23 protein-coding genes and 3 pseudogenes are annotated in these 26,628 nt (G+C 68.6%); 14 read left to right on the top strand and 12 right to left on the bottom strand.

What is annotated here, in order from left to right; all coding sequences use genetic code 11:
- Window positions 1–211: 211 nt before the first annotated feature.
- Together MOTC310_RS16805 and MOTC310_RS16800 are read right to left on the bottom strand one after the other, a co-directional pair.
- Window positions 212–984, bottom strand: a pseudogene (locus tag MOTC310_RS16805) (COG4705 family protein).
- A 59-nt stretch (window positions 985–1,043) separates the two neighbouring features.
- Complete coding sequence (locus MOTC310_RS16800) at window positions 1,044–1,892, bottom strand: MurR/RpiR family transcriptional regulator (RefSeq protein WP_331302593.1); 849 nt, start codon at window positions 1,890–1,892, stop codon at window positions 1,044–1,046.
- 136 nt (window positions 1,893–2,028) lie between these two features.
- Between MOTC310_RS16800 and MOTC310_RS16795 the strand changes: the two genes are divergently transcribed.
- From MOTC310_RS16795 to MOTC310_RS16785, 3 genes are read left to right on the top strand one after another with little or no spacing between them, the layout of a single operon-like run.
- Window positions 2,029–2,802: a COG4280 domain-containing protein gene (locus MOTC310_RS16795; protein WP_331302592.1), complete on the top strand. Its 774-nt coding sequence runs from the start codon at window positions 2,029–2,031 to the stop codon at window positions 2,800–2,802.
- On the top strand, window positions 2,799–3,014 hold the full coding sequence (locus MOTC310_RS16790) for a hypothetical protein (RefSeq protein ID WP_331302591.1): 216 nt from the start codon (window positions 2,799–2,801) through the stop codon (window positions 3,012–3,014). The genes MOTC310_RS16795 and MOTC310_RS16790 overlap by 4 nt, the downstream gene beginning before the upstream one ends.
- The gene (locus tag MOTC310_RS16785; protein WP_331302590.1) at window positions 3,011–3,775 is read left to right on the top strand and encodes a phosphatase PAP2 family protein; all 765 of its coding nucleotides are present in this window, start codon (window positions 3,011–3,013) and stop codon (window positions 3,773–3,775) included. Before MOTC310_RS16790 ends, MOTC310_RS16785 begins: the two co-directional genes overlap by 4 nt.
- 294 nt (window positions 3,776–4,069) lie before the next feature.
- Here the strand turns inward: MOTC310_RS16785 and MOTC310_RS16780 are convergent, their stop codons facing one another.
- Window positions 4,070–4,618, bottom strand: a complete 549-nt coding sequence (locus tag MOTC310_RS16780; RefSeq protein ID WP_331302589.1) for a GNAT family N-acetyltransferase — start codon at window positions 4,616–4,618, stop codon at window positions 4,070–4,072.
- 196 nt (window positions 4,619–4,814) lie between these two features.
- Between MOTC310_RS16780 and MOTC310_RS16775 the strand changes: the two genes are divergently transcribed.
- Window positions 4,815–4,967: a hypothetical protein gene (locus MOTC310_RS16775; RefSeq protein ID WP_331302588.1), complete on the top strand. Its 153-nt coding sequence runs from the start codon at window positions 4,815–4,817 to the stop codon at window positions 4,965–4,967.
- A 57-nt stretch (window positions 4,968–5,024) separates the two neighbouring features.
- Here the strand turns inward: MOTC310_RS16775 and MOTC310_RS16770 are convergent, their stop codons facing one another.
- The 6 genes and pseudogenes from MOTC310_RS16770 to MOTC310_RS16745 form a co-directional block, all read right to left on the bottom strand.
- Window positions 5,025–5,168, bottom strand: coding sequence for a hypothetical protein (locus MOTC310_RS16770; RefSeq protein ID WP_331302587.1), 144 nt, complete (start codon window positions 5,166–5,168; stop codon window positions 5,025–5,027).
- A gap of 115 nt (window positions 5,169–5,283) precedes the next feature.
- On the bottom strand, window positions 5,284–5,556 hold the full coding sequence (locus tag MOTC310_RS16765; RefSeq protein ID WP_331302586.1) for a PepSY domain-containing protein: 273 nt from the start codon (window positions 5,554–5,556) through the stop codon (window positions 5,284–5,286).
- Between the two features lie 584 nt (window positions 5,557–6,140).
- Window positions 6,141–6,317 (bottom strand): annotated as a pseudogene (locus MOTC310_RS16760) (DUF6691 family protein); the annotation flags it as partial.
- Window positions 6,318–6,324: 7 nt separating this feature from the next.
- Window positions 6,325–6,743 (bottom strand): annotated as a pseudogene (locus MOTC310_RS16755) (YeeE/YedE family protein).
- Window positions 6,744–7,591: 848 nt separating this feature from the next.
- On the bottom strand, window positions 7,592–7,738 hold the full coding sequence (locus tag MOTC310_RS16750; RefSeq protein WP_331292049.1) for a hypothetical protein: 147 nt from the start codon (window positions 7,736–7,738) through the stop codon (window positions 7,592–7,594).
- 464 nt (window positions 7,739–8,202) lie between these two features.
- Window positions 8,203–11,010, bottom strand: a complete 2,808-nt coding sequence (locus tag MOTC310_RS16745; protein WP_331302585.1) for a patatin-like phospholipase domain-containing protein — start codon at window positions 11,008–11,010, stop codon at window positions 8,203–8,205.
- Between the two features lie 388 nt (window positions 11,011–11,398).
- On the opposite strand from MOTC310_RS16745, the gene MOTC310_RS16740 reads away from it, so the two are divergent.
- From MOTC310_RS16740 to MOTC310_RS16725, 4 genes are all read left to right on the top strand, one after another.
- Window positions 11,399–13,195, top strand: a complete 1,797-nt coding sequence (locus MOTC310_RS16740) for a di-heme-cytochrome C peroxidase (protein ID WP_331302584.1) — start codon at window positions 11,399–11,401, stop codon at window positions 13,193–13,195.
- A gap of 155 nt (window positions 13,196–13,350) precedes the next feature.
- Window positions 13,351–14,490: a helix-turn-helix transcriptional regulator gene (locus MOTC310_RS16735; RefSeq protein ID WP_331302583.1), complete on the top strand. Its 1,140-nt coding sequence runs from the start codon at window positions 13,351–13,353 to the stop codon at window positions 14,488–14,490.
- A gap of 312 nt (window positions 14,491–14,802) precedes the next feature.
- Window positions 14,803–15,831, top strand: a complete 1,029-nt coding sequence (locus MOTC310_RS16730) for a cytochrome P450 (RefSeq protein ID WP_331302582.1) — start codon at window positions 14,803–14,805, stop codon at window positions 15,829–15,831.
- Window positions 15,832–16,122: 291 nt separating this feature from the next.
- Entirely contained in the window at window positions 16,123–17,430 is a 1,308-nt protein-coding gene (locus MOTC310_RS16725; RefSeq protein ID WP_331302581.1) for a peptidoglycan-binding protein, read from the top strand.
- A gap of 37 nt (window positions 17,431–17,467) precedes the next feature.
- Here MOTC310_RS16725 and MOTC310_RS16720 read toward each other — a convergent pair whose 3' ends face one another.
- A complete protein-coding gene (locus MOTC310_RS16720) occupies window positions 17,468–18,109 on the bottom strand; it encodes a response regulator transcription factor (protein ID WP_331302580.1) in 642 nt (213 codons plus the stop codon).
- A 97-nt stretch (window positions 18,110–18,206) separates the two neighbouring features.
- The gene (locus MOTC310_RS16715; RefSeq protein ID WP_331302579.1) at window positions 18,207–18,770 is read right to left on the bottom strand and encodes a hypothetical protein; all 564 of its coding nucleotides are present in this window, start codon (window positions 18,768–18,770) and stop codon (window positions 18,207–18,209) included.
- Between the two features lie 269 nt (window positions 18,771–19,039).
- On the opposite strand from MOTC310_RS16715, the gene MOTC310_RS16710 reads away from it, so the two are divergent.
- The 6 genes from MOTC310_RS16710 to MOTC310_RS16685 all read left to right on the top strand — a co-directional run bounded on the left by MOTC310_RS16710 (window position 19,040) and on the right by MOTC310_RS16685 (window position 25,202).
- Entirely contained in the window at window positions 19,040–20,656 is a 1,617-nt protein-coding gene (locus MOTC310_RS16710; RefSeq protein ID WP_331302578.1) for a GMC family oxidoreductase, read from the top strand.
- Window positions 20,657–20,786: 130 nt separating this feature from the next.
- On the top strand, window positions 20,787–21,467 hold the full coding sequence (locus MOTC310_RS16705; protein ID WP_331302577.1) for a Crp/Fnr family transcriptional regulator: 681 nt from the start codon (window positions 20,787–20,789) through the stop codon (window positions 21,465–21,467).
- A gap of 44 nt (window positions 21,468–21,511) precedes the next feature.
- Entirely contained in the window at window positions 21,512–22,033 is a 522-nt protein-coding gene (locus MOTC310_RS16700) for a FecR domain-containing protein (protein ID WP_331302576.1), read from the top strand.
- Complete coding sequence (locus MOTC310_RS16695; protein ID WP_331302575.1) at window positions 22,030–23,916, top strand: CHASE2 domain-containing protein; 1,887 nt, start codon at window positions 22,030–22,032, stop codon at window positions 23,914–23,916. The genes MOTC310_RS16700 and MOTC310_RS16695 overlap by 4 nt, the downstream gene beginning before the upstream one ends.
- 116 nt (window positions 23,917–24,032) lie before the next feature.
- Window positions 24,033–24,323 carry a hypothetical protein gene (locus tag MOTC310_RS16690; protein ID WP_331302574.1) on the top strand — a complete coding sequence of 97 codons (291 nt, stop codon included), beginning with the start codon at window positions 24,033–24,035 and terminating at the stop codon, window positions 24,321–24,323.
- 150 nt (window positions 24,324–24,473) lie between these two features.
- Window positions 24,474–25,202 (top strand): winged helix-turn-helix domain-containing protein, encoded by a 729-nt coding sequence (locus tag MOTC310_RS16685; protein WP_331302573.1) that lies wholly within the window; start codon window positions 24,474–24,476, stop codon window positions 25,200–25,202.
- A gap of 163 nt (window positions 25,203–25,365) precedes the next feature.
- Here MOTC310_RS16685 and MOTC310_RS16680 read toward each other — a convergent pair whose 3' ends face one another.
- Complete coding sequence (locus tag MOTC310_RS16680; protein WP_331302572.1) at window positions 25,366–26,583, bottom strand: ABC transporter substrate-binding protein; 1,218 nt, start codon at window positions 26,581–26,583, stop codon at window positions 25,366–25,368.
- Window positions 26,584–26,628: the final 45 nt, after the last annotated feature.

Below are 26,628 nucleotides of genomic sequence, written 5' to 3'. Positions count from 1 at the left end.
CGGTATCGATCGTTCCTCCTGACACGGTGCCTTGAGCCGGATCGTCGAAAAGTCGACTCGGCCCGATACCTCGGCTTCATGCCTTGCGTGGGCGAGGTCGCCCCTTGGAGCGGCGTGACGCGTGGGTCTGCAATGCCTTCCCTTCGCCGACGGCTGTAGGCGCGAAGCCTTGCGGTCGGATGCCGAACCGTTCGGAAGGCATCGCCCGTGGTTAGCCCGCCCGGCTCACGGGATGGTGTCCGGCGCGCTGCGGGAGCAGCAGGACGCTGACGACCATCAGCGCGGCGAGAACGGCCGAGATGGTGATGTCGTTGATCCCCAGCCCGCCCTGGGCGGCCGGCTTGTCGAGCGAGTTCGCGATCGTCGCGCCGAGCGGGCGCGTCAGGATGAAGGCAGCCCAGAACAGCGCAGTCCGGGAAACCTTCGTGAAGAAGTAGAGACCCGCCGTGACGGCCAGAGCGGTTCCGAACAACAGAGCGCTGCCGTTGTAGCCGAGGGGCGTGTCGTCGGCCATCCAGTCGCCGAGGGCGGTGCCGAGCGTCTGCGAGAACATGATGGTCAGCCAGTAGAAGCCTTCCACCCGCGGCGTCGTCACGTTCTCGATGGCCACCGTCCCCTCGGACCGGTACCAGAGGCCGAGCGAGGCCAGCACGAGCGCGAACAGCGTCAGCGAACCGCCGAGGTAACCGATGCCCAGCGACCGGTCGAACAAGTCGGCCATCGTCGTGCCGGCCAGCGTCGTCGCCGTAATGACCGCCCAATACAGGGACGGGTGGAAACGCTTTGCCCGGATCTGCGCCGCCACCGCCGCGACGAGGAAGGCGGCGAAGATCAAGGTTCGACGAGGTAGCCCAGCCCCAAGGTCAACGCCACGGCGTTGCCGCCGACCTCTCCCAAAGTCGTGGCGACGATCTTGATCGCCCAGAACGCCAGCGTGACTTCGGGCACCTTGCTGGTTTCGTCGTCCATCCGGTCCTCGGCCATGGGGCGGCCTCCTCTCGTTCGGGTTGATGATGGCACTCGCCGGCGGTCGAACCTGCCTTTCAGGGTCCGATGAGCTTCCGCAGCCGGTCGAGATCGGCCAGTTGCTGCAGGGCGTTGTCGCCGTCGGACGCGGCGAGGCCGAGGATGACCGCCTCCAGCGCGATCAGCGTCGTGGCGTGGAGGGCGACTTGGTTGGCGCGTCCGCGTCTGGCGAGCAGCACGACCGTGGCCTGCCGGGCCAGGTCGCTGTCCTCGGTGTCGGTCACGAGCACGACCGGAAGACTGAGGCGGCGCGCCTCGGCCATGACGGCCTGCACCTCCCGATAGGGCTGGCCATAGGCGAGCAGCAGGACCGCGTCGTCCGCACGCAATCCGAGCAACTGGTCGGCAAGGCCCCATCCGGTCGAGTCGAGGAGGAAGCTCCGACGGCCCGAACGGTTGAGTTGGAAAGCTAGGTAACAGGCGAGGTGAGCCGATGGGCCGATTCCGAACACACCGATCCGCGACGCTTGGTGCAGGGCGCTGATGGCCGCGAGGATCGCCGCTTGGCCGGCCTCCGTCCGTAGGGCTTCCATGCCCTCCGCATGAGCATCGAGCACGGCTTGGACGGCCTCGTTCGCGTTCTCCCCTACCTCGGAGAGCGTACGGCGCATGTTGGTCGCCGGGGACATACGCTCGCCGAGCCCGGCCGCGAGCGCCTGCTTGAGGTCTGGTAGCCCGTCGAACCCCAGCGCCTGGACCGCCCGGATGACCGTGGCGTCCGACATCCCGAGCTGCGTGGCGATCTGGGCGGCCGAGCTCGCCAAGGCCTGGGGCCGGTTCTGGTCGAGATAGCTCGCGACCCGGGCCGCCGCCGGCGACAGCGTCGCAGTCAAGCGCCTCACCCGGTCGCCGAATTTGTCCGCCACCCCGTCAGCCTCCATGCCCGTCCACGCCCTTGCGATGTAGCATATCCATCTTTGCGCTTGACTAATGTAGCATATGCCACAATTGACGGGGACTGCAACCGTTCCGGCGGTTGGGACCGAACTGCGAGGTCGGGGTATGGTGATCCAGTGGACGCAGGCTTGGCCGACGGCGCTGGCGGGATTCCTGGCCTCGCTCGTGGAGTTCGTCGAGGCGCTGACTGTGATCCTCGCCGTCGGCGCGGTGCGGGGCTGGCGTGGGGCGCTCACCGGCACCGCAGCGGCGCTCGCGGTCTTGCTAGCGATTGTCGTCATGTTCGGACCGCTGCTGACGCGTATCCCGTTGGAGGACGTCCAACTCGTCGTCGGCGGGCTCCTCCTGCTGTTCGGCCTCCGTTGGCTCCGAAAGGCGATCCTGAGGGCCGCCGGCGTCATACCCCTCCACGACGAGGTGGCCGCCTACGACAAGGAGACCAGCAACCTGCGGGGTGCCGGCCCCCGGAATGGCCATTGGGACACGGTCGCCGTCGCCGCCGCCTTCAAGATCACCATGCTCGAAGGCCTTGAGGTGGTGTTCATCGTCATCGCCGTCGGCGCGGGGGGGACCGGTCTCCTCGTGTCTGCCGCCGCAGGCGCCGTCGCGGCGCTCCTCCTGGTCTGCGCCCTCGGCATCGTCCTGCACCGGCCCCTCGCGATGGTACCCGAGAACCACCTAAAGTTCGTGGTCGGCGTCCTGCTCGCCGCATTTGGGACCTTCTGGGTCGGCGAGGGCATCGGCCTGACTTGGCCGGGGAGCGACTGGTCGATCCTCGGCCTTGCGCTCGGCTTCCTGGCACTTGCCGGGCTCTTCGTCCCGCTTAGCCGCCGCCGGGCCGAGGTCCTGGCGTCGCCGGTTCTCCGAAAGGTGCCATGATGGATTTTCTGAAAACCGTCTTCCGTGAACTGTTCGGGCTGGTCGTCGACGATGTCGGCTTCGCGGGCGCGACCGTCGGCTGGATCGGGCTGGTGTGGGTGCTCGCCACCTTCATGCCCCTGCCGACGCCGTGGCTCGCCGCCCTGCTCTTCGGTGGCCTCTGCCTGATCCTGGCGGAAAGCGTGCTCCGGCGGTCAGGAGAGGTTCGATGACGTCTTCCTCACGACGGGCCATCGCTTCGCGTGGAACCTCGGCGGCGGAGGATACCTCGCGCTGGGCGAGGCTCGGCCGCCTGGATTTCGGTCTGATCGGCGCGTTGTTCTTGGTGTTCGTCCTGGCGGCCGGGTTCGGGCTGCTGGCCGAGGAGGTCATGGAAGGAGACACGGCCCGCTTCGATCTCGCGACCATAACCGCGATGCGAACGCCGGGCGACCTTGCGGACCCGCTCGGGCCGCCCTGGGTCGAGGAGATGGGTCGCGACGTCACCGCCCTGGGCAGCTACTCGTTCCTCGGTTTCGTGCTCGTCGCGGCCGTGATCTATCTGGTGTTGATCCGCAAGCGTGGCTTGGCGTGGCTGATGGCGGCCTGCGTCCTGGGCGGCATGGCGCTCAGCACGCTGCTGAAGTACGGCATCGACCGGCCGCGTCCGGATTTCCCCCATACGGCACGCGTGTTCACCCCCGGTTTCCCAAGCGGTCACGCGACCTTGTCGACCATCGTGTTCCTGACCCTTGGGGCATTGCTCGCCCGCGCGGAGCCCGACCCCCGGATCAAGACGTTCCTCGTGGGTGTGGCGGTGTTCCTGACGGTGATGGTCGGGTTGAGCCGGATGTACCTCGGGGTGCACTATCCCAGCGACGTGATCGCCGGCTGGTGTATCGGCAGTGCCTGGGCCCTGCTGTGCTGGACGGTCGCCCTGTGGCTGCAGCGGCGGGGTCAGGTCGAGGGCAGGGTCGAGAACCCGCCTCCGTGACGGACCCGGGGCGTGCCGGGCCCGGGAAGCCGATACGCCCGAACCCCGGCGTCGGCTCTGGGCCGTCCGGCGGTTTCCGCTCCGGCTCAGCCCTCCCCGAGATGGGCCAGGCGCAGGAAATAGCTGTTCCACGACCCTCGCTTCGAACGGGATCTCGCTCGGGCGGCCGCGGAAATCGCGGTTCAGGGAAGCGCCTCCCGCTGTTGATATGAAGCCTCAGCGGGGCTCGATCACGGATGCGGAGGCGCTTCGCCTGGTCGAAGTTCACCGGTCATCCAACGGCAGCGTGGGTCGTCATGCTGCCGGCGTAGAGCCCGTGCCCAGCGCCCGCTGCATCAGAACGGTATCGACCCAGCGGCCATGCTTGAAGCCCACCGCTCGCAGGATGCCAACCTCGGTGAACTCAGCCTTCCGGTGCAGGGCGATTGAGCCCTCGTTCGCGCTGTCGCCGATCACCGCCACCATCTGGCGCCATGGGCCGGCTTCGCATCGGGTGATCAGCGCGCCGAGCAACGCCGTTCCGACGCCGCTTCGATGCGCGGCACGGGTCACGTAGACCGAATTCTCGACCGAGTGGCGGTATGCCGGACGGGGTCGGTAGGCACTGGCATAAGCATATCCCACGACCTGCTCGTTCCGGATCGCGACCAAATACGGCAACCCGGCGGCGACGATGGCCTCGCGCCGCCTGCCCATCTGCTCGATGGTCGGCGGTTCCTCTTCGAACGTTGCCAGTCCGTAGAGGACATACGGCGTGTAGATCCGCAGCACCTCGGCTACGTCGGACGACGACACGTCACGGACGATGGGAGACGCTTGCTCGACGTTCTGCGTGCACGTCATCCGCGGACTATCTCACATGAGGGCAGGAGGATCGGCCCCGGCCGAATCACGATGGCGGGAAGGGCATTGCTGGAGATGGGCACGCCCTCATCTCCTGCGACAGGTGACCCATTGCGACCCTCGCAGCGTATCGCCTCGCAACAACCCCGGAGACAGGCCGCTCGACATCCGAGCCCCACCGACAGGAGACCCGACCATGCACTACGGCACCAAGGAGAATGCGGCCGATGGGCATTTCATGGTCAAGGTCGCAGGTCGCCCCGTCACCGAGACCTGCGAGAAGCGGCAGGCCAAGCACCTGGTCCGCGCGATTCGCGGCTTGCGGCGGCTGAAGAAGGCAAAGAACTAGGCGGGAGCCGGGAACCGGTACTGAGGACCGGGGGTCCGGGCCGGGGTGCGGCCTCGCTCAGACGAGCCGCATCTTGCCCGGCTTGAGGCTGAGGCTCCGGGTGAGGTCCCGTGAGAGGGCGCTGACGAGCTCGGTCTCCATGCCATCCACGGTAAGTCCGTCCACCTGCGCAAGCGCGGCCTCGGCCGAAGTCGCGACCACGGCGTAGTCGCGGAGCGCCTCGCGCTCCCGGCGCACGAAGACCAGGTACGCTGTGCGCTTTTTCTTTCTTGCCGCCGCCGACCTCCGCGGAAGTGGATTGCCTTGGGTTTGCCCATCAGTCCTTGTCGGGATTTTCCTTGGTGATGGCACCCGTCTTGGGATCGACGTGGACCTCCATCTTCACGTCGTTCTTCATGCCCTCGCCCTCCCAGTGGCCGTCGTCGGCCTCCAGTTCGGTGATGCTGGAGTAGCCCGCATCCATCAGCTTCTGCTTGACCTGCTCGGCGGGCATCCAGTCCGCGCTGGGCTTGTCGCTCTTGGCGAAGGCTTGGCCGGCGAAGCCCAGGGCCACGGCCAGGGCGAGCGGTGCGAGGGGCCGAAATTTCATTAGCCGCCTCCGTTTTGCAAAATGGCTACAACGAACGGAGGCGACGACGGTTGCCCGCAGGTCGGCATCTAAGCCATGGCGGGAGGGTCCGTCGAGCCATGGGCCACTGCGAGCGCCACGACGCGTGCTCTGAAGGCTATAAAAAAGATTGAAAACGGCAGCGAGATCGTCCCCGTTCGAGGACGAACCCGCTAAGATCCGCCGACCGGACGACCTATTGCTGCTGGATCAGAACAGGACATTGATCGCAAAAGCAGATCATTGCGCCCGATATCATCTACAAGGTCCTTCCCAAGGGAACTTCGGCGAAAATTCGCCGGCATTTGAGATTGAGAGGCGCCCTCGCATTTCTGAGTCGATGGGGACGAGAATTTCTCAACTATGGCGCGACTGCCTTGCAATTTTTTTCAGACAAGTTTTTATAACCCTATGATTTCGTTCCATTTCATCTCGCAATTTTAGTCCGACAGACCAGCCGGGGCATTCAGGGACCGATGAGGGCGATCTGACGACTCCAGTGTGCCGGAGCACCGGATGGCGATCCTGAACTCCGCACGCTTAGCTCCGCTCGCCGACACGGGCGGCTGGATCGTGTGACCCAGAGCCGAGACTCCGACGGCCCCGGCCAGCACGAGGGCGAGGCTCGGATCCCAGGCGCCCGCGACATCGAGGAAGCCCAGAACCCGCTCGGGATCGATCATGCCCGAGAGGGCGAGGCCGACACCGAACAGCACGCCGCTTCCCCGAGCGGCGAGAAGGCGGGCGCGTTCATCGCGTCACGCCATGCCGAACCACGAAGACGGTGACGATCGCCGTCGCCATGAAGGTCGCGCCCCCGCCAGGGAGCGCGGCGCGAGGCGCGCGAGGCCGCAGACGCCGTGACCGCTGGTGCAGCCGGAGCCCAGGCGCGTCCCGAAGCCGACGAGGAGACCGGCGGCGATCAGCATCGGCCACGACGCGCCGGCATGAACGACCGGCCAATGACCCGTCGACAGCCGGAACAGGGTGGGACCGGCGAGCGGCCCGACGAGGAAGGCCGCTCGCCAGGCCCGGTCCCGCGCCGCCGGCCCGGGCAGGCCGTCGAGCAAGCCGCCGAGGATGCCGCTGATCCCGGCGATGCGTCCGTTGGCGAGAAGCAGCAGCGCCAACGCGGCGCCGATCAGGGCGCTCCCACCGAGCGGAGCCAGGAAAGCAGTCGCGGCTCTTCTCCGATCTGCCCGGACGTCGCGATCGGGTCGAGTGACGGTACCCGAGCGTCGGGCGCAGGCGCCGCGAGCCGCCGCTGTCGGCGATCGAGAATCAGGATGTCCTCGACCGCGTCGAGGTGCGCGCGGAGGCGCGAGTCGGTCAAGCTGCCGTCGGTTGCCGTGCGCGCGCCGGGTCTCGAGCGCGCGCCACAACTCGCCTTCGCGCGCGACGCTCGACCGGACGCCGGGCCGCCGATCGGGGTGTCGGACCTGACAGGAGGCAGATGCTCTCGACCTTTCGGCACGAAAGATCCGGCGAATGCCGGAGTCCCGCCGCCGTTCAAAGTTTTCGGCAGTCGTGGGCCAGTATCTCGATTGGCTTCTCCGCAACGGCAGATCGTGCCATCCTGAACGGACCGGGCGGCGTCATCCAGGGGTTGACGGTGTTGCGCGGATTAGACAGCTTCCCGTCACTAAGCTGTGTCACAATCAGAGGGTTGATGTCGACAAATCTTCCCCAGGGTCGAGTCACGTTCCGCGGCCGTGGTCTGGCCTTCGCGCACGGTGCCAAGCTCGTGCTGAAGATCTGTCCGCTGTGTTCGCAGTGGAACGCGCCGCGGGCCGCCGACCTCGGGCAATGCGGCTGGTGCGCCTACACCCCGTCGGGTCGCGACGTCGAACCGGCACCGAGCCGTCACGACAGGGATGTCACCCCGTAGGATCACAGAGCCTCGGAACGGGTCGCTACGCGGCCCGGCGCCGAGATTGGAACGCGGAGCGACTGGCCCGATCCTGAAGGACCCTGTCCCGGGGATCCTCGCCGACGACCACGACGTGCTCAGTCGGAGTCAGCTGTACTGGAGCTCGGCTGTCGCGCGGGAAAGCTTGCGCAGGATCCGGCGAATGTGCTCGCGGAGCAGGATGGTCTCGTCCGTCGGCGTCACATCCGGAGACACGGCCGACACGTCCGAGACACTTACGGCCCAGTAGCGCATCCGCTCCTCCGCTCGACATGATGACGTGCTCTAACAGCTCATTTCAATCATCGCATCCATCATTTGATCGATTCGCCGCACGCGCAGCGAGAAAGTTTACGTAGATCGGCCAATTGAGCCCTTGGATGGGTGAAGCAATAGAGTTTTCAGTCCCGTTCCGTCACCGGATTGGTTGCTGAGCGAAATAATCCCGACCTCACTGAGCTTCTGACGTTCGGTCTCATGGCGGACGCTTGCCGGCTCGGTCGCGACCACGGCGATCGACCTTGAACGCCGTCCCAGGGCCACGCGCTCGGTGGCGGTCGCCTCGTCTGACCGGGTCGGGTCCATCGAGCCATCATGCTTCTGTGCCTTGCCAAGGTCCCGAGCGCGGCCGGCTCGGTATCCTTGTTTCGGAGCTCTTCCGAGGCTTCGGTGACGAAGTCCCGACGGCGCGATCGACACCGTGCCGCTCTGAAGTGAGGCTACGTTTCCGAGCTCCGGCGACCGATCTCACTGTCGAGATAGACCGACCATTCCGACAGGCTCGTGAGCTGCGAACCGAACATCTTGCTGACCTGGTAGAAGCCCAGAGCGCGATAACTCTCGAACTGGCTCTCCGAGAACCACTGGTTGGCCGTGCTCTCGTGCGGGAATGTTGGGCTGGTGGCGCCGTAGGCGCGGACCTCGGCGGGAATGTCGTCCAGGAAGCTCGGCTTGATGTAGATCAGCGATCCCGCGTCACGGGCACCCGGATAGGAGATGGTGCCGCGCGCGTAGCCAAGCGCCCCGGCGCGCTTGCCCTCGCGCTCGATCGCGGAGCGGGAGAGTATCCGCATCTCGCCCATCTGGACCTTCGCCAGCCCATCCACCTCGGCCTTGCGGATCGCGTTGCCCAGGTCGAAGAAGGTGCATCGTTCGTCCTGGCCCGCATCGATCACCACGATCCGCGCGCAGCGCCGGCGCAGCATCTCGTACACGCCGAGATTGTCGAAATGGCCGCCATCCGAGAGATAGATGGCCTGTCGCACATCGGTGCTGCGGCCGCCGAGTTCGCTCAGGAGCGCGAGCACGGAGTTCGCAGGCTTGGCGAGTTTCAGGTCGTCCCGACGCGCCACGGCGGGATTGGGCAGCCAGGCGCCGAGCCGGACGTTGAACAGGGTCATCAGGAACGCGATCAGGCGCGACGAATGATATCCCCAGTTCGGGCTGACCGCGGCGCCGGAGATCGTCAGCAGCCCCCCCAGCAGCGGCCCTCTGCCCGCGCTGACACGATCGCCCCGCGTCTCCATCCCGGCATACTGCGAGGTGCGGATGTAGGCGCCGCGCGGGCCGCCGGTGTGCGGAAGGTCGCGCGCCATGTCCGCGCGGTCGAGGACCGCCGAGCCGCAGACGAAGGGCGTCGCGGTGAAGGATGCGGCCTTCCGCTCCGCCCACTCGGTGTGCAGGAGATCGGTCAGGTTGAGCGTCATGTTCACGACGGGCAGCAGACGCTTCTCCGACCCGAGATCGGCGATGCGCGGACTGTCGCCCTCGTCGAAGTCGGTGAAGGGATCGGCGTCGCGCCGCGTGCGCGCGGAACCGAGGAAGCCCCGCGTCAGGCGGTTGCGGTAGACGCCGTGCATGGAGAAGCGGTTGACGTTGACGCGGCCGAACAACCAGACGGCCCCGGCCAGGATCGCGGCCAGCGCCAGATCCAGAATCAGGATCATGCCGTAGGGGTTGATGCCGCACGCGGCACCGGGGTCCGCGCCGCCCCGCGCCCAGCGCGGCATCAGGCAATCGCCCCACCAATCATGCGCGTTGCCGAGGAATCGGCCGAGGCACCAACCCATCAGGGCGAACAGGCTGATCCCGAAGACCGCCGCCATGGCGCTGAGGCCCAACATCACGAGGTCGTCCATCCGCCCCTTGGCGGACAGGGACTGCGCGCGGGAGAAGACCTGCTTGCCCAGGAAGGCGGCGGCCGGTCCGGTGGCGAGGGCGCCGAGCGCGCTGAACACAGCAGGGAGTTGCGCGTCGTCGCGACCGAGCGCGACGGCGGACACGATCAGGCAGCACAGGCACAGGCCCGTCCAGCCCATCGCGGCCAGCAGGAGTTGCCCGTCGACCCGCGCGACCCATTCGCGGTCGAGATCGGCGCATTCGGCGCTTTTCCGAAATCCGATGAAGATGACGCTCTGGAGGAGATGGATGACGATCAGCGCGGGTGGCGCCGCGACCGTCAGGAACTGTGAGACCTGAGCCCGTCCGGCATCGAAGCCGGCGGCATCGCCCGCCAGCCAACCGATGATCGACTCGGCGCCGAGACTGATCAGAACGGCCGAGACGAGACTGCTGGCGAGCCAGGGACCGACATTCCGCTCGTACAGCCATAGGCCCGGATGGCCCTTGGACGTCTGCCAGAGCAAGCCGCCGAGATAGGCTGCGACCTGCACGGCGAAATACGCGAGCCCCAGGCGGCACAGGGACAGGCCCGAGACCGGCAGCGGCTGCTCGAACAGCGCACGGAGCGTGAACGGCAGGGCAAGGGCCCAGAGGCAGGTCGGCGCGATGATGCAGGCCGCGATCCGTGTCGGGGACGCGTACGCCGTGACCGCGCCGTTCCGCGGCCGGTGACTCGGCAGCAGGATGCAGGCGCTGAACGTCGCGACGAACAGTGCTCCGCTGCCGAGCAACAGAGGAAGCCACAGCGTGCTGCGGCTCGCAGCCTCGAGGGCCGTCCTGTAGGCCAGCAAGGCGAGGGGAACGAACAGCAGCAGCGGGAAGATGATCAGCCAGTTGAGGATGGTGTTCCGGATGTAGAGAATGATGCCGGCCCAGGTGTCCCGCGACAGGATCCCGACCTCAGGAGTCAGGTAGTTCGTGTACCGCCGCAGCTTGGCGAAGATCTCGTTGCCCGAGCCCCCGAGTTGGCGCTCGGCCTCTGCGACGCTGCCGCACTGACGTATGAACGTCTGCAACCAGCCGCCCGCGAAGCCGCCTCCAGATACGGTCGACAGGTAGTGGAATTCGCCGAGCATCCGGCGGCTGGCCAGGGCCTGCAAGGCGCCGAGGCAGAAGGTGGCGCTGCGGATCCCGCCCCCGGACAGGCACAGAGCGGCGAGCCGCGCCTGGTCGGCCCGCGCCTGCCAGGGCGTGTGATCGCCGGGTTGCAGCGGCCCGCAGAAGTGATCCATCTCCTCCCCGAGCGCCTGCCTGGTGTCCAGGAACCACGCGTCGCGACCCGTCATCACCGCGGGCAGATGATGGGTGAGGAGCTCCGCCTCGGCGTCTGCGATACCGGTGCTCATCGCTCCTCCTATCGCCCGCTCGGTGGCGGACCGCGCGATTCAGCCGACAGCCAGAGGGCGTGTCCGGGCGAGCCGCCCCACCGGCCATCGCTGACGAAATCCTTCGCGGACATTGCAACAATTCACGTCTAATTTTCAGCTTCGAAGCAACAGCTCAGCAACCGATTTCAACGGAGACGCCGCCGGCAAGAAACGAACCGAGACGGCATCGCGGCAAAGGCCGATACTCGACATGCTGACGTGGGAAATTGCTGACCACTCGACTCTCCCAGAAAAACTGTATTGGGGCATCATCCATTTGAAGGACGCGCCGGAGAAGGTCCGGGTCTATTGATCCTGACGAGACGCTTCGCGAAGGCAGGGTTCCCACCATGTCCCAGGTGCGATCGTGACCCGCTCCCAGACCGCCCGCTGCGTCGCGCTGACGGCACTGATCCTGGTCCCGGCGCAGGCCGGACTGCGTGCCGCCGACCAGGAGCCGGAAGGGAACCCGCAATTTCTTCAGCAATCCTGGAATCCACGGGAGCGTGCGTGGTTCTACGGCGCGAGCCAGGGTTCGCAGATCATGCCCTACGCATGGTTCATGTCCCTGGAGAGGCCCGACGACGACGCGCTCTTCGTCGCGGACGGACTCGCGCGCTTCGGCTACCTGCCGAACCCGTATGACGGCGAGCTCGGGTCGATCCGCACCGGGCTACCCATCGGCTTCGTGAAGGATGTGGACGATCGCGGTGAATGGATCGGCATGACCTGTGCCGCCTGCCACGTGAACCGTGTCGACCTGCGCGGCCGATCGATCTTGATCGATGGCGGGCCGTCGGACGCGGACATGTTCGCCTTCATCGAAGAACTCGGCCGCGCCGTCGCACAGACGGCCGACGATACGGCGCGTTTCGAACGCTTCGCCCGCCGCGTCATTCCACCGGAACTGTCGGCGCCGAGTAAAGACCCGTCCGAGGCGGATCGTCGCCGATTGCGGGCGAGCCTGACCCGGTTCGCCGAGGATTTCTCCCGCTACGTCGCGTCGAGCCGGACCACGGTGCCCTGGGGGCCGGCACGGTTGGACGCCTTCGGGATGATCTTCAACCGGGCGACGGGCATCGATCTCCGCGACCCGCACAACATCGCCCCGCCCGATGCGCCCGTCAGCTACCCCTTCCTCTGGGATACGTCGTGGCATGACCGGGTGCAGTGGAACGGCTCGGCCCCGAACGGGCTCGCCGTCGAGCGGCTCGGCCGGAATGTCGGCGAGGTCCTCGGAGTCTTCGCCCGTACCGACATCCGGGAGCCGACCCTGCCGCCGCTCTGGTTCGAGACTTCGGCGGACCGTGTGAACCTCCTGCGGATCGAGAACCAGCTGGGCGCCCTCACGGCGCCGGCCTGGCCCGACCGGATCGCGCCGCGCACGGAGGCGCAGAAACGGGACGCCGCGGCCGGGAAGGCCCACTACGACCGCTACTGCGTGTCCTGCCACGCGATCGCCCCGACCGGCGCGAACCGCACCCAGACGGTGACCCTGACCCCGCTGGCGGAGATCGGGACCGACGCGAGGATGGCGACGAATGCCGTATCCAGGCGGGCGCGAACCGGGATCCTGGCGGGGGTGCGGATGCCGTTCCTGGCGACGACGCCGCCCCTGGCCGCCGAGACGAGCAGCCTCGAACTCGTCTCGACGCTCGTCGCCGGCGCGATCCTGGCGCCGATCGACCGCGGACCGGATCCCTCAGGCATCGGCGCGGACCAGGCCATCATCCTCGACCGGCTGCTCAAGCGCGGTACCGCCGCCCTCGAATCCCGCAACGAGATGCTGAACGATGTCTCGACCGCCGGCGGCAAGGGCCTCGTGGCCGACTTCATCGACGCGCGGAGAGACCGCGACCTGCTGGTCTACAAGGCACGGCCGCTCAACGGAATCTGGGCGACGGGCCCGTATCTGCATAACGGGTCGGTGCCGAATCTGTACGAGCTCCTGCTGCCTTCAGCCCGGCGATCCAGGACGTTCCGTGTCGGCAGCCGCGAATTGGACGAGGACCGCATCGGCTTCCGGTCCGATATCGGCCCATTCCTGTTCGACACCGCGTTGCCGGGCAATGCCAATGCCGGCCACGAGGGGCCTGCCTACGGGACGGAGCAACTCGACGACGTGCAGCGCCGGCAGCTCTTGGAGTATCTGCGGACCCTTTAGCCGGGCCTTCAGCGGCGAGATTTCATTATTGACAGTATTGATTTTCTCATAATTTGCATCCGTGATAGATCGGTCGGCGTCGGACCATTTCGGTTCGAGTCAAAGATTGGAGACCTGACGACATTCAGAACTCGCACGCAGGGTGGAGCTAGGTCATGCAGGATCTCGAGGCATATTCGGCCCTGGTCGGGTCGATCTACGACCGCGTCGGCCAGCCTGAGGAGTGGTCCGCGCTCCTGGAGGATTTGACGCATTTCGTCGGCGGCCGGGTCGGACAGCTCGCCGTGTTCAGCCTCGACGGGAACCGCAAGCCGATCTGGGCAGTGTCCGGCTTCGAACGGTCGCGGTACCGCGAGTTCCTCTACCGGCACGCGACCGAGGATCCGCGCCTCCCGTACATCCTGTCGAACCAGGGTAAGGTCATCCGCGCCGAGGAGGGGGTGGACGCGGTGCGATTCCGCGAGTCGGCCCTGTTCAAGGAGGTCGTGCAGCCCTTCGAGATCGAGCACAGCCTCGTCACCTACTTCGCCAAGGAAGCCGACGTCATGGCGACGCTGGCGGCGATGCGGGGTGAGGAGGGCGGCCCCTTCCGGTCCGACGAGGTCCGGCGCCTGGCGATGCTCGTCCCGCACCTGCGCCGGGCCTTCGAGCTGTACGCTCTGATGCGGCAGGCATCCGAGCGCACGTCGGATCTCGCCTCCGCCCTGGACCTGCTCGATGCCGCCGTGATCCTCACGGATTGCGACCTGCGCGTCGCGCACGCCAACCGCGCCGCCGAGGCGCTCGCGCGGTCCCGCACCGGCCTGTCCTTCGTGAAGGGCAGCCTCGTCCTCAAGGACAGCCAGACCGGGCGGCGGATCGCGCGTGCCGCCGGCGAGGCGCTCGCGGCCGCGAGCGGTGACGTCGCGATCACGCAGGCCGACCACATCACCGTGACCTGCGGCGAGAGCGGCGTGCCCTATCGCGTGTCGCTGCACCCGCTGTCGAAGCGGCCGCCGAGCACCGGCTCGAAGGTGCGGGCCGAACTGGCGATCGTGATTCGGACCGGAACCCAGAAGGTCCAGGAGAGCAACGCCGCGCGGCTGCAGAAGCTGTTCGGGTTGACCGCGGCCGAGTCGATCCTCGCCAACGCGGTGGCATCGGGACGGTCCCTCGAAGCCCATGCCCAGGACCGCGGCATCGCGATCTCGACCGCCCGCACCCAGCTGCGCGCCCTGTTCGCCAAGACGGAGACGCATCGGCAGGGCGAGCTCGTGGCCCGTCTGCGCGAAGGACTGGACATCTCCCTCAACTGACGCACCCGGCGCCGGGCCGGGCGCTTCGAGTCTCACCGCGAAGGACACCGGAGGTCGTGCATGCGCGCCGTCGCTCCCGAGGCACCCTGCCTCGCATTCCTTGAGGCCCTGCCGGTGTCGCAGCGCTGGCGGTTCGCCCGGGACTGGATCGCCCGCGCGCCGCGGCCCTTCTTCGCGCAGCTGCGCGCGCGGCGGACCGCTCTGGATTGCGGCGCGGCTGTCCTGGTGGCGGGCCGCGCCGAGGTCGAGGAGATCCTGTCCCTGCCGCAGGTCTTCTCCGTCGCGCTCTACAAGCCCAAGATGGGCGAGTTCATGCTGGCGCTCGACGGCACCGAGGTGAACTACCGCGACAAGGCGGTCATGCGCGCCGTTTTGTCCTGGCGCGATCTTCCGGCCATCCGGGATCTGGCGGGCGCCATCACCGACGGGGCCCTCGACGAGGGCGGCGGAGCCATCGACGTCGTCGCGTCGATCTCTCGCCTGGTGCCGTTGCGGATCGTGCAGCGCTTCTTCGGGTTCACGGCCCCCGATGCCGACCTGCTGCGCTGGTCCTACGCGAACCAGTTCGACCAATTCAACAACCTCCCCTTCGACGAGCGCGCGGATGCCGAGGCCGTCCACGCGGCGGCGGATCGGGCGCGCCAGGAGATGCGGGCGGCATTCGCCATGATTATCCCGGCGCGCGTCGCAGCGATCGAGGCCGGCGCCGATCTGCCAGACGATGTCCTCACACGACTCCTCCGGCTGCACCTGCCCGCGGCGACCGGCTTCGGCATGGACCGCGTCGTCATCAATGTCGGTGGCCTGCTGATCGGCGCCATCGAGACAACCTCGGAGGCCGTCGTGAACGCCCTCGCAGAGCTCCTCGGAAGGCCGCAGATTCTCGAGGCCGCGCGCGCGGCCGCCCGGACCGGACCTGCCGCCTTCGACGGCTACGTGTGGGAGGCGCTGCGCTTCGCGCCGATCGTCGCCTTCATGTTCCGACAAGCGGAAACCGACCATGTGCTCGGCCGCGGCAGCCCGGCCGAGAGCAGGATCGCGAAGGGCAGGATCGTGCTACCGCTCAGTCTGTCCGCGATGTTCGACGCGCAGGGCGTGCCCGAACCGGACCGCTTCGATCCGACCCGCCCGGATCACACCTACCTGCATTTCGGCCGGGGCCATCACGAATGCCTCGGCCGCTACGTGGCGAGCGCGATGATCCCGGAGATCGTTCGCCGCATCCTCTTCCGCGACGACGTGCGGGCGGACGGCGTGGTCGAGGATGCGGGCACGCCATTCCCGGCCGCGTTCAGGATTTCCTACGCCGGACCGTCGGCGGGCGCCGCCAGGTCCGGTTAGCCCGTCGCAGGACGAGAACGTCGCCGACACCGCGGGCACGTCCCGTCCATCGGCGGCCCGGGGCGCCCGCGGGCTCTTGCGCCCGGATCCGAGGATCGCTCGGAAAAGCGGCCGGTCGGCGCGCGGCCGCATTCCGGCTTCGGCAACGGCCCAAGTGCAGGAATCGCCGTCCCATCAAGGCTTCGTCGCCGAAAATCTCGGAGCATCGCCATGGCATCCTTCAAGGATCTTCGGGACGGGTACGAGCAGACCTGGGCGTCGCTCCAGATCCGGCCCGAGAAGCAGGCGACCGTGCGCAAGCTGGCGCAGCACCTCGCCGCCGGCAAATCGCGCTACCAGGAGATCGAGTCGCGCACGGGCGTGCCCTGGTGGTTCGTCGGTCTCTGCCACTATCGGGAATCGGCCTTCGATTTCGACACGTATCTCGGCAACGGGCAGCCGCTCGGCCGACGGACCACGATCGTCCCGAAGGGGCGCGGCCCCTTCACGGGGCCGCGGGCCTTCGTCGAGGGTGCGGTCGACGCGCTGCGTCTCCAGAGCTTGATCGGGGTCAGCGACTGGAGCCTCGCGCGTGCGCTCTATCGGCTGGAGGGCTTCAACGGCTACGGCTACCATGGCCGGGGCGTGAACTCGCCGTATCTCTGGGGCGGATCGACGGCCTACGGGCCACCGGGCGCCCGCGGCGGCAAGTTCGTGCGCGATCACGTGTTCGACCCGGATGTGGTGGACACGCAGATCGGCACCGCGGTGATCCTGCGCAGTCTCCTCGACATCGATCCGACGATCGAGCTCGTGGCGCCGCGCTCCGGCGAGGCCGAGCTGACCCGTGACGACGACGACGAACGCGCTGACAGCACGCTGTGGGTGCAGCGATCTCTCAACCGCCTCGGCGCAACGCCGGTCCTCGCCGAGGACGGCCGCAACGGACCGCGGACCATGGCGGCCGTATCGAAGTTCCAGGCGCGGTGCGGTTTGAACGATACCGGCCTCGCAGATGCCCGCACCATCGCGGCCATCCAGGAGGCGCTGCAGCCGGCGGGTCCGGACAGGGCGGTGCTGACGCGCATCGAGGACCTGGAGCGACAGGTCGCTGCGCGGGCGGCTGCCACGATGCACCCCGCCACGGTGCATCCGGCGGTGGTCGCGCCGGCCGCGCCGCCCGTGGACGTAGCGGCCCGGCTCGATGAGCTCCTTCAGGCCCTGCGTCGACAGATCGACAACGCGCGCCTTCCGACCGAGCGGGCCGCTCCTGGCGCAGCACGCGCGGGTCCTGACGGCGCGATCCTCGGGCCGGTCAACGGTGCGCTCGGGCAGACGATCGGACAGCTGCTCTCCGGCAAGAAGTCCGCGATCGGCATCATCGGCGCTGTCGTGACACAGATACTTTCGCAGGTGCCACTCAATACAGGTCTGGGCCAGCTTCTCGCGCAGATCACGCCGGCCTTCGGACTCAGTCCGTACACGATGCCGATCTTCATCGGGCTGGCCGCCTGGGGCGTGCTCGGAAAACTGGAGACCTGGAACATGGGAGCCGGCAGGCCGACGGCGTGGCAGGCGGCGGGCTCTCGGTCGCGGACCTTCCACGAAGCCGGAGAATGACCCGAAACCCGCCGGGTTCAGGATATTGCCGCGAAACCTAGTCCGGTCCAATGGCGGAGAACGGATCGATCAGGCCGCACCGGATACAGTGATAGACGAGTTCCACATCCGAGCTGACACCGAGCTTGGATTTGATGGCGTAGTGATAGTTCGCGACAGTCTTCGGCGAGAGGCTGAGATCGGACGCAATCTCCTCCGTATGCCGCGAATCCAGGATCATCCGCAGAATCTCGAACTCCCGGGGCGACAACTGGTCGATCGGGGGGTGCTGGTCTTCCAGACGGCTCGCGGCCAGCAGGTGGGCGATCTCCCCGCACAGGGTCAGCTTGTTGTTGAACACGCTGCGCACCGCGTCGATCAGAAGCTCCGAAGCGCTGCTCTTCGTGATGTAGCCACGGGCGCCGGCGCGTATCGCCTGGAGCGCGTAGCTGACGGCGGAATGCACGCTGAACACGAGAATGCGGGCGCTCGGATCCACCTGCCGGATCTGACGGATGGCGTCGATCCCGCCGCGGCCGGGCATGCTGATGTCCATGATGACCACATCCGGCACCGCCGTCCCGTAGGCGAGGTAGGCCCCTGCGCCGTCGTGGGCTTCGGCGATGACGTCCATGTCGGGCCGTCGTTCCAGAAGACGGCGGTACCCCTCCCGCACGACGGCGTGATCGTCGACGAGCATCACCCGTATGCGTTTGCCCGTTATGGCATCTCTCCGGGTGCGAGCGAGGTGTGGAAGCGGACGCGCAGGCGGAACCCGCCGCCCGAAGACGTGTCGGTCACGATCTGCCCGCCGAGCGCGTGGACGCGGTCGCGCATGCCGAGAACACGATCCACGCCGAACCGACGACGGCGGCCGGATTGGTGTCCGCCTCGACGATCCCCGTCCGCGAGCCCTGGTGCTCCAGCGGCAGACTGACGGTGGATCCGGCGAAGAAGAGGGCCCGGTAGAGCGTCGCGAACCGATCGGGTGCCGCACGGGCATGCGGCTCGACGCCGAAGCAGCTCGACAGAGTCGGACCGGTCTCCGCCGGGATCAGACGCACGCGCTGACCGGGCTGCAGCGCGTAGCGGGTGACGATGTCCCAGTCCGGGAAGTGTTGCGGGATATCGGCGGCCCGGTCGATCCGCAGGAGTTGCAGGCGGAGCTGCGTGTGCACTTCTCCCGCCGTCTCGACGTTTCTCTGCCTGGTCTTCCCCGCGACGTCGTGCAGCGCGTACGCGCCGGCGCCGGCCGCACAGAGGATCGCGATCAGCGCGATGCGGCCGACCAGAGCCCATTTGAGGTTCAGCTCGCGCGCGTCCCAGGCGGCCAGGACCTGCTTGACGCTGAAGATCGACACCCGTGTCCTCCCGAGAGGCCGAGGGTATGCGAGCCCGCGGCCGTCTTGGAAGGGCCCGCGGCAAGGTCGTGCGATTTGCCCAGGTCGGCGCGGGCGTTCTGCCGTAGCGGGTCCGCCGCACGCGAACTAACAGGACGCGACCTGACGCGAGCGTCGCCGGGGCGGACACCAGCTCGGCGTCAGCGAACGGGTTCACATCCGGGCGCCGCCCTTCCGCCGACTGCTTCGGGGCCACGCCCCGCCCGCTTCCGACAGGGATCTCCCAGATCATGAGCTCTCCAGGCGCCCCCGACGGGAATGATTTCGCGCGCCGCGCGGAGGAGAATCAGGCCCGGCTGACCGCCGACTTGAAGCCGGACTACGACTTCGTCGTGTGCGGCGCCGGCGCCTCCGGATCGGTCGTCGCGCGGCGCCTGGCGGAGAACCCCGAGGTCCAGGTGCTGCTACTCGAGGCCGGCGGCTCGGACGACGCCGAATCCGTGCTCGATCCGGCTCTCTGGCCCACCAACCTGGGCGGCGAGCGGGATTGGGGATTTGTCGCCGAGCCGAATGCCCACCTGAACGGGCGCGCGCTCTCCATGGCGATGGGCAAGGGGCTCGGCGGCGGCTCCAGCGTCAACGTCATGGTGTGGGCGCGCGGCCACCGGTGCGACTGGGATGCCTTCGCGGCCGAGGCCGGCGACGCGGGCTGGGGCTACGAGAGCGTGCTCGACATCTACCGGCGCATCGAGAACTGGCGCGGTGCTCCCGATCCGGCCTATCGCGGAAGCGGAGGCCCCGTCTGGGTGCAGCCCGCCCACGATCCCAGCCCCGTAGCACTCGCCATGCTCGACGCCGCGCGGGAACTGGGGATCCCGACCTTCGACAATCCCAACGGGCGCATGATGGAGGGGCCCGGCGGCGCGGCCCTCAGCGACATGCTGGTCCGCGACGGCCGGCGCGTCTCGCTGTTCCGCGCCTACGTCCATCCCTGGCTCGACCGCCCGAACCTGACTGTCCTCACGGACGCGCTCGTGCGCCGCGTGACCTTCGACGGCTGCCGCGCCGAGGGGGTCGAGTTCGTCCACGCGGGCGCGGTCAGGACGATCGGCGCGCGTGCGGAGGTCGTGCTCTCGATGGGGGCGATCCACACGCCCAAGGTGCTGATGCTCTCGGGGATCGGCGACCGGGACGAGCTCGGAGCGCTCGGGATCCCGTCGGTGCAGCATCTGCCCGGCGTCGGGCAGAATCTTCAGGACCACGTGTCCTTCGGATGTACCTGGGAATACGCCGATCCGATCGCGCCGCGGAACACCGGCAGTGAGGCGACCCTGTACTGGACGAGCCGGCCCGGCCTCTCCGCACCGGACCTGCTGTTCTGCCAAGTCGAGTTTCCGGTTCCCAGCGAGCGGACGGCGGCGCGCGGCGTGCCGGCCCATGGCTGGACGATGTTCGCCGGTCTCGCGCAGCCCGCCAGCCGCGGCCGCCTGCGGCTCCGGACCGCCGACATCGCGACTCCGCTGGCCATCGAGGCGAATTTCCTGTCCGACCCGGCCGACGTGACGACGACCGCGGCCTGCGTCGAACTCTGCCGCGCCCTCGGCAACGCGCGGTCATTCCGCCCCTATGCGCGCGCCGAGGCCATGCCGGGCCCGTTGTCCGGCGCGGCGATGGCCGACTACATCCGCGATGCCGCCGTCACGTACTGGCACCAGAGCTGCACCGCCAAGATGGGCCGCGACGCGATGTCGGTCGTGGATGCCGCGCTCAGGGTCTACGGCATCGACGGCCTCCGGATCGCCGACGGCTCGATCATGCCCCGCGTGACCACCGGCAACACGCAGGCGCCCTGCGCGGTGATCGGCGAACGGGCCGCGGAGTTGCTGAGGCGGGCGCACGGCCTGTAGCAATCGTCACCGCACCGAGCCCGCCCGCGGGCCGCGCCCATGATCATCCCTCGTCGGCGCGGTGTCAGCCTTGCTAATCGCGCCCCGACACGCGCATAAGCTCCAGCTCGACGGCCGGAGAGATGCAGTCGTGAGCCCGTCGCACACGCTCATTCGGTTCCTGAAGGCCAACGCGTTCTTCGCTGAGCTTGGTCCGGAAGCGATCGACACCATCGCCGGTCTCTGCACGACGCGCAGCCTCGCGCGCAACGAGATCCTGTTCCAGAAGGGCGATCCGGGCGACGCCCTCTACGCCGTGCGGCGCGGGCAGATCCGGATCGGGGCCGGCTCCGACGACGGTCGTGCGGTCACCCTCAACCTGCTCGGGCCGGGCGACGTCTTCGGCGAGATCGCCTTCCTCGACGGTCATCCACGGACCGCCGAGGCCGTGGCGCTCGAGCCGGTCGAGCTCTTCGTCGTGGAGGGGCGGGCCTTGCTCGAGCTCCTCGCCCGGGACGCCGCTCTGGCGGTCCAGATCATCGGTCTCTTGTGCCAGCGCCTGCGCTGGATGAGCGCGCGGATGGAGGAGGCGACGCTGCTGCCGCTCGACATCCGCCTGGCCAGGCGCCTGATCATGCTGTCGGAGGATTACGGCGCCGAGATCCAGGTGACGCAGCAGGAACTCGCGGCCTTCGTCGGCGCGGCCCGGGAGAGCGTCAACCGCGTCCTTCAGGACTGGCGTAAGTCGGGCCTCGTCGATCTCAGCCGCTCGCGCGTGACCGTGCGGGCCTCACACCGCCTCGTCGCGCTCGGCGCGCGCGCGCAGACATGACCCGGCATGGTTCGGACACGATTATGGCGACGGAGCCCCATCGCATGAGAACCGCAGCGCGCCTGGCGGCAGTGGTCGCCCTCACCGTCGCCGCGTCGAGTGCCGGCGCCCAGACGCGCTGCACGGAGACGACGCGCTTCGATCCTCCCTTGCGAATCCTACACTGCGCCGACGGCCTCACGCTCGAAGTCGAACGCGCGGGAAGCCTGCGCCCCGTAGGCCCGGACGGCGACGGGCATCTCAAGGGCGCGGAGATCGGCGGCAACGCGGTCTTCGTCACCATCCCGGCGAGCCGCCGCGTCCGACGGGACGGGTTCCAGATCCTCACGCCCCACGCCGTGGCGTCGGTGCGCGGGACGGTCTACGCGGTCGACGTGACCCGGGCGCGCACCTCCGTCTTCGTGGAGCAGGGGCGGGTCGACGTTGCCCGGCGCGACGCCCCCCTGATCGCCGTCACGCTCGGACCGGGCGAGGGCGTCGACGTCGACGAGAGCCGCGACGCTCTGGAGGTCCGGCGCTGGCCTCAGGAGCGCGTCAGGAGCCTGCTCGAGCGGTTCGGGCGTTGAGCGAGACCGGTCGAGCGGCGGCTCCGGAACCCGATCCGGCCTCCCGCCGGACCCAGCACGTCTTCGTCCTCGCCGCGTCGCTCGGCGCGCTCGCCTGGGGCGCCTGGCTCGGCCACCTTCATCTCGCCGGTCGTGCGACACCCCTCGACCGTCTGGAATCAGCCCTCACGGATCTGCGCCTGCGCCTGGCCGGCCCGCGCACGCCGCCGGCCAACCTCACGGTTGTGGCGATCGATGACGAGACGGTGCGGCGCGAGGGCGGCTTCCCAATCTCGCGGATCACGATGGCGCGGCTCGTCGAGCGGGTGGCGGAGGCTCGCCCGCGCGTGATCGCCGTCGACGTGCTCTTCCTCGACGCGGGACGGCAGCCGGAGGCGGACGGCGCGCTCGCCGCCGCCCTCGGCAAGACCAGCACGGTCCTGGCCTCGGCGGCCGTCTTCGGAGGCACCGCCAGCGAGGACGGCATCCCGGTCGCCACCGCGCTCCATCGACCGACGCCGACGCTCGGCGCACACGTCGCGTCCGGCGTCGTCAATGTCGCCGAGGACGTGTCCGGCGTTCCCCGTCATCTTCCATTGGTCGTTCGGACGGACGAGGGCGTCGCCCCATCCTTCGTCCTGCGTGCCGCGGCTCTGGCGGCCCGGAGCGATCCCGTGCTGAGCAAGGGCCGGGTCAGGATGGGCGGCGGCGCGCTTCCCCTGGACCTGGGCTACCACCTCCCGCTGCGGCCCTACGGTCCGCGACGCACGATCGCGACGGTGAGCGCGGCCTCCCTCCTCGACGGCACGGCCCCGGTCGCGGCGCTCTCGGACGGCATCGTCGTGATCGGCGTCACCGCGCTCGGCGGCGGCGACACCTTCGCCACCGCGTTCGACCCGGTCATGCCCGGCGTCGAGCTCCTCGCGACGGGCATCGCCCACTTGACCACCGGCGACGGCCTCGTCCGGGACGCCGGCGTGCGGCGGCGCGACGCGGCGGCAGCCCTGGTCCTGTCCGTCGGAGCGGCGCTCGCGATCGCGCTCCTGCCGCCGGGCCCGGGGCTGATCCTGGTGCTGCTTGTGGTGACCGGATGGCTCACCGCGGGCGCTGTCGCCTTCGCGCACGGCATCTGGTCGAGCGCCGCGCTGCCGCTCGCGGCGGTGGGACTTCCGGCAGTCGTCTGCGCGGTGGGGCGCCAGACGCTCGAGCGCCGCCAGAGTGCCCGGGTGGCGCGATCCGAGCAGGTCCTGCGGCGACTGCAACCCGCCGCGCTGGCCGACCGGCTCGCGCGGGATCCAGGCTACCTCGCCGAGCCCGTCGCGCGGGACATCCCAGTACTGTTCGTCGATCTCACCGGCTCCACGCGCCGGAGCGAGCAGCTGGGCCCCGTCCGGACCCGGGCGATGCTCAAGGCGTTCCACGATCTCGTGGACGAGACGGTGACGCTGCGCGGGGGCCTCGTCGTCAACTTCATGGGCGACGGCGCCATGATCCTGTTCGGTGCTCTCGATCCGGACCCCGAGCAAGCCGCGCGCGCCGTCCAGGCCGCGGAAGAGCTCATCGCCCGCACGCGCGCCTGGATCGCGCGCAGCCCGGTCCTGTCCGGGGCCGGCCCGGCCCTCGATCTGCGCATCGGGGCGCATTACGGACCGGTGATCCTCTCGCGCCTCGGCAGCGACACCAACCAGCACATCACGGCCACGGGCGACACGGTCAACGTCGCGAGCCGGCTGCTCACGGTCGCCGCGGACGCCAACGCCCGCTTGGCGCTCAGCGCCGATCTGGCGCACGCGGCCGGGCTCGCCCTGTCGGAGAGCGCGTTCGAGGGCCGGACGGCGGCGATCCGCGGCCGCAGCCGGCCCCTCGAGGTCTGGCTGAGCCACCCGCGCGCGGCCGAGCCCTAGCGGCTGTCCCGAGCGACCGGCGCCTGCGCGCAGGCGCCCGCCGACACTGTGACCGGGATCACAGTCGCCCCCTGCCGGCCGGTGCATCGTCTCCGTCACGCAACGGGAGGTTCATCATGACGACCACCTCGACGAAGATCGCGATCCTGGCCGGTCTCGCCCTCGCCGCCGCCGCGACAGTCCAAGGACGTGCCGAAGCGCGCGGGTTCAGCCACGGAAGCTTCGGTCACCGAGGCGGCTTCCGTCACGGCTTCCAGCCCAGTGGGTTTCACCACGGGTTCCCTCACCGCTTCGGCGGCCATGGATGGTGGAGCCCGGCGGGCGGCTACGCTGCGAACAGCGGCTTCGGCGACTGCCGCCTGATCTTCAGCCCGTTCCGGGGCCGCTACGAGCGGATCTGCCGCTGAGCCAACCCGTCGCCGGAGGACCGGACCGGCCGATCGGCCGGCGAAGGGAGACCGCGCGTCCGGCGGCCCCTGGGCGGCCGGACAGCCTCGGGCGGCCTCGAGCCGCCTCTCCGCAGATCCCGACGGCCAAACCCGGGAGGAGCATCGCCCGTGCAGCACCATGGCCTACGCATTCTGCTCGTCGACGACGACGCGGACGTCGAGCGCGTCGTCTGCGGCTACCTCGGCGAGAACGGGGTCGGCGTGGTTCCGGTCACGACCCGGGCCGAGGCGCGCGCGCAGCTCGCGGATCCTTCGCAGTTCGACCTGGTCGTGCTCAACCTTCGCCCGGGCGCGGAGAACGGGCTCGACCTTCTGCGGGATCTGCGTGCGGCAAGCGATCTTCCCGTCATCCTGACCACGGCGCACCGCTGCGAGGAGCTCGACCGTGTGCTCGGGCTCGAACTCGGCGCGGATGACTACATCGTCAAACCCTACGGCCTGCGTGAATTCCTGGCGCGCGTCCGCGTCGTCCTCCGCCGCGTCGCGGCGCAGGCATCGTCCCGTCCGGCGGAGGCACCGTGCCGGCGCTTCGACGGCTGGGTGCTCAACCGCCGGCGCCGGCGCCTGATCAATCCGGACGGCATCGAAGTCGTCCTGGGCAAGCGGGAATACGCGCTTCTGGCGGCGTTCCTCGACGCGCCCCAGCGGCCGCTCAGCCGCGAGTACCTGCTGCAGGTCACACGCGTCCACGACGACGTCTTCGATCGCTGCATCGACGTGCAGATCCTGCGGCTGCGCCGGAAGATCGAGCGCAGGCCCAGCGATCCGGAACTCATCCTGACCGAGCGCGGGGTTGGCTACGTCTTCGCCGCCGCGGTCGAGAGCACGTCGCACTAGCGCCGCCCCGATCGCGCCGCGCCGCACTGAAGGAACGGCGACATCGGTCGAACCAGCCGTGCATGGCCGGCTCGCCCGTGCGACCGAGGGGACCACCACCGCCAACGCGGCGATCACCGGTTTCGACCGCCCTCGCGGGCCGGGACGAGTCAGCAGGCGCGCGTCAGCCCTTCACGAGCTTGCACGTGCTCTCGGAGAGCGGCTGGAACGCCTGGTCGCCCGGGATCGTCTTCAGGATCTTGTAAGAATCCCACGGCCCCGTCGACTCCGCCGGCGACTTCACTTGGGCGAGGTACATGTCGTGCACCAGGCGGCCGTCCGGCCGCAGCGTGGCGTTTCGGGCGAAGAAGTCCTGGATCGGCAGCTCGCGCATCTTGGCCATCACCTTCAGGCCGTCATCCGTGCCGGCGGCTTCGGCCGCCTTCAGGAAGTGGAGCACCGCCGAATAGTCGCCGGCCTGGACCATGGTCGGCATCCGGCCGCCCATCCGCTCGCCGAAGCGCCGGGCGAAGGCGCGCGTCTGATCGTCCATGTCCCAGTAGAAGCCCGTCGTCAGGATCATGCCCTGCGCCGCCGGCAAGCCGACGGAGTAGATATCAGTCAGGAAGATGTTGAGGCCGCCCAGCCTCTGCCCGTTCTGAAGGATCCCGAACTCGCTCGCCTGCTTGATGGTGTTGATCGTGTCGGCGCCCGCGTTGGCCATGCCGATGATCTTCGCGCCCGAGGCCTGCGCCTGCAGCAGGTAGGACGAGAAGTCCGGGGTGGGGAACGGGTGCTTGACCGACCCGAGCACCGTGCCGCCCTTGGCCTTCACGACGCGGGTGACCTGCGCCTCCAGATCGTGCCCGAAAGTGTAGTCGGCCGTGATGAAGAACCACGTGTTCTTCGGATCATCCGCCAGCGCCGAAGCGGTACCGGCCGCGAGCGAGTGGGTGTCCCAGGACCAGTGGGCGCCGGTCGGCGAGCACGCGGCGTTGGTCAGCGCCATGGAACCGGCGCCGGAATTGACGTCGATCTTGCCCTTGCTGCGCGCAACTTCGCGCACCGCCAGCCCCGCGACCGAGGAATTGGTGTCGAAGATCGCGTCGACCCCCTCGGTGTCGAACCACCGACGGGCGATCGACGAAGCGATGTCCGCCTTGTTCTGGTGGTCCGCGAAGACCAGCTCGACCTTCCGACCGTTAATCGAACGGCCGAAATCCTCCACCGCGAGCTGCGCCGCGGTCACGGAGCCTCGCCCGGCAAGATCCGAATAGCCGCCCGACATGTCGGTCAGGATCCCGATCTTGATGCCGCCATCCGCGTACTGCGCGGATGCGGGCAGGGCGGTGAGGGCAGCGGCGCCGAACACGGCGGCCGCCACCCAGCTACGACCGATCATTGTATCCTCCCCTGTCTCTCGTTCTGACACACCGCTCGACGTCGG

The organism is Methylobacterium oryzae, assembly GCF_036441375.1.
Classification (GTDB): domain Bacteria; phylum Pseudomonadota; class Alphaproteobacteria; order Rhizobiales; family Beijerinckiaceae; genus Methylobacterium; species Methylobacterium oryzae_A.
This window is presented reverse-complemented; position numbering and strand designations above follow the sequence as displayed.

Bases quoted from the DNA above. Each gene is read 5' to 3' on its own strand.
- MOTC310_RS16730 (WP_331302582.1), top strand. From the start codon at position 14,803: ATGCTGGCGCTCGACGGCACCGAGGTGAACTACCGCGACAAGGCGGTC.
- MOTC310_RS16790 (WP_331302591.1), top strand. From the start codon at position 2,799: ATGATGGATTTTCTGAAAACCGTCTTCCGTGAACTGTTCGGGCTGGTC.
- MOTC310_RS16680 (WP_331302572.1), bottom strand. From the start codon at position 26,583: ATGATCGGTCGTAGCTGGGTGGCGGCCGCCGTGTTCGGCGCCGCTGCC.
- MOTC310_RS16750 (WP_331292049.1), bottom strand. From the start codon at position 7,738: ATGCGCTACTGGGCCGTAAGTGTCTCGGACGTGTCGGCCGTGTCTCCG.
- MOTC310_RS16700 (WP_331302576.1), top strand. From the start codon at position 21,512: ATGAGAACCGCAGCGCGCCTGGCGGCAGTGGTCGCCCTCACCGTCGCC.
- MOTC310_RS16720 (WP_331302580.1), bottom strand. From the start codon at position 18,109: ATGCTCGTCGACGATCACGCCGTCGTGCGGGAGGGGTACCGCCGTCTT.
- MOTC310_RS16710 (WP_331302578.1), top strand. From the start codon at position 19,040: ATGAGCTCTCCAGGCGCCCCCGACGGGAATGATTTCGCGCGCCGCGCG.
- MOTC310_RS16775 (WP_331302588.1), top strand. From the start codon at position 4,815: ATGCACTACGGCACCAAGGAGAATGCGGCCGATGGGCATTTCATGGTC.
- MOTC310_RS16745 (WP_331302585.1), bottom strand. From the start codon at position 11,010: ATGAGCACCGGTATCGCAGACGCCGAGGCGGAGCTCCTCACCCATCAT.
- MOTC310_RS16780 (WP_331302589.1), bottom strand. From the start codon at position 4,618: ATGACGTGCACGCAGAACGTCGAGCAAGCGTCTCCCATCGTCCGTGAC.
- MOTC310_RS16765 (WP_331302586.1), bottom strand. From the start codon at position 5,556: ATGAAATTTCGGCCCCTCGCACCGCTCGCCCTGGCCGTGGCCCTGGGC.
- MOTC310_RS16785 (WP_331302590.1), top strand. From the start codon at position 3,011: ATGACGTCTTCCTCACGACGGGCCATCGCTTCGCGTGGAACCTCGGCG.
- MOTC310_RS16735 (WP_331302583.1), top strand. From the start codon at position 13,351: ATGCAGGATCTCGAGGCATATTCGGCCCTGGTCGGGTCGATCTACGAC.
- MOTC310_RS16795 (WP_331302592.1), top strand. From the start codon at position 2,029: ATGGTGATCCAGTGGACGCAGGCTTGGCCGACGGCGCTGGCGGGATTC.
- MOTC310_RS16690 (WP_331302574.1), top strand. From the start codon at position 24,033: ATGACGACCACCTCGACGAAGATCGCGATCCTGGCCGGTCTCGCCCTC.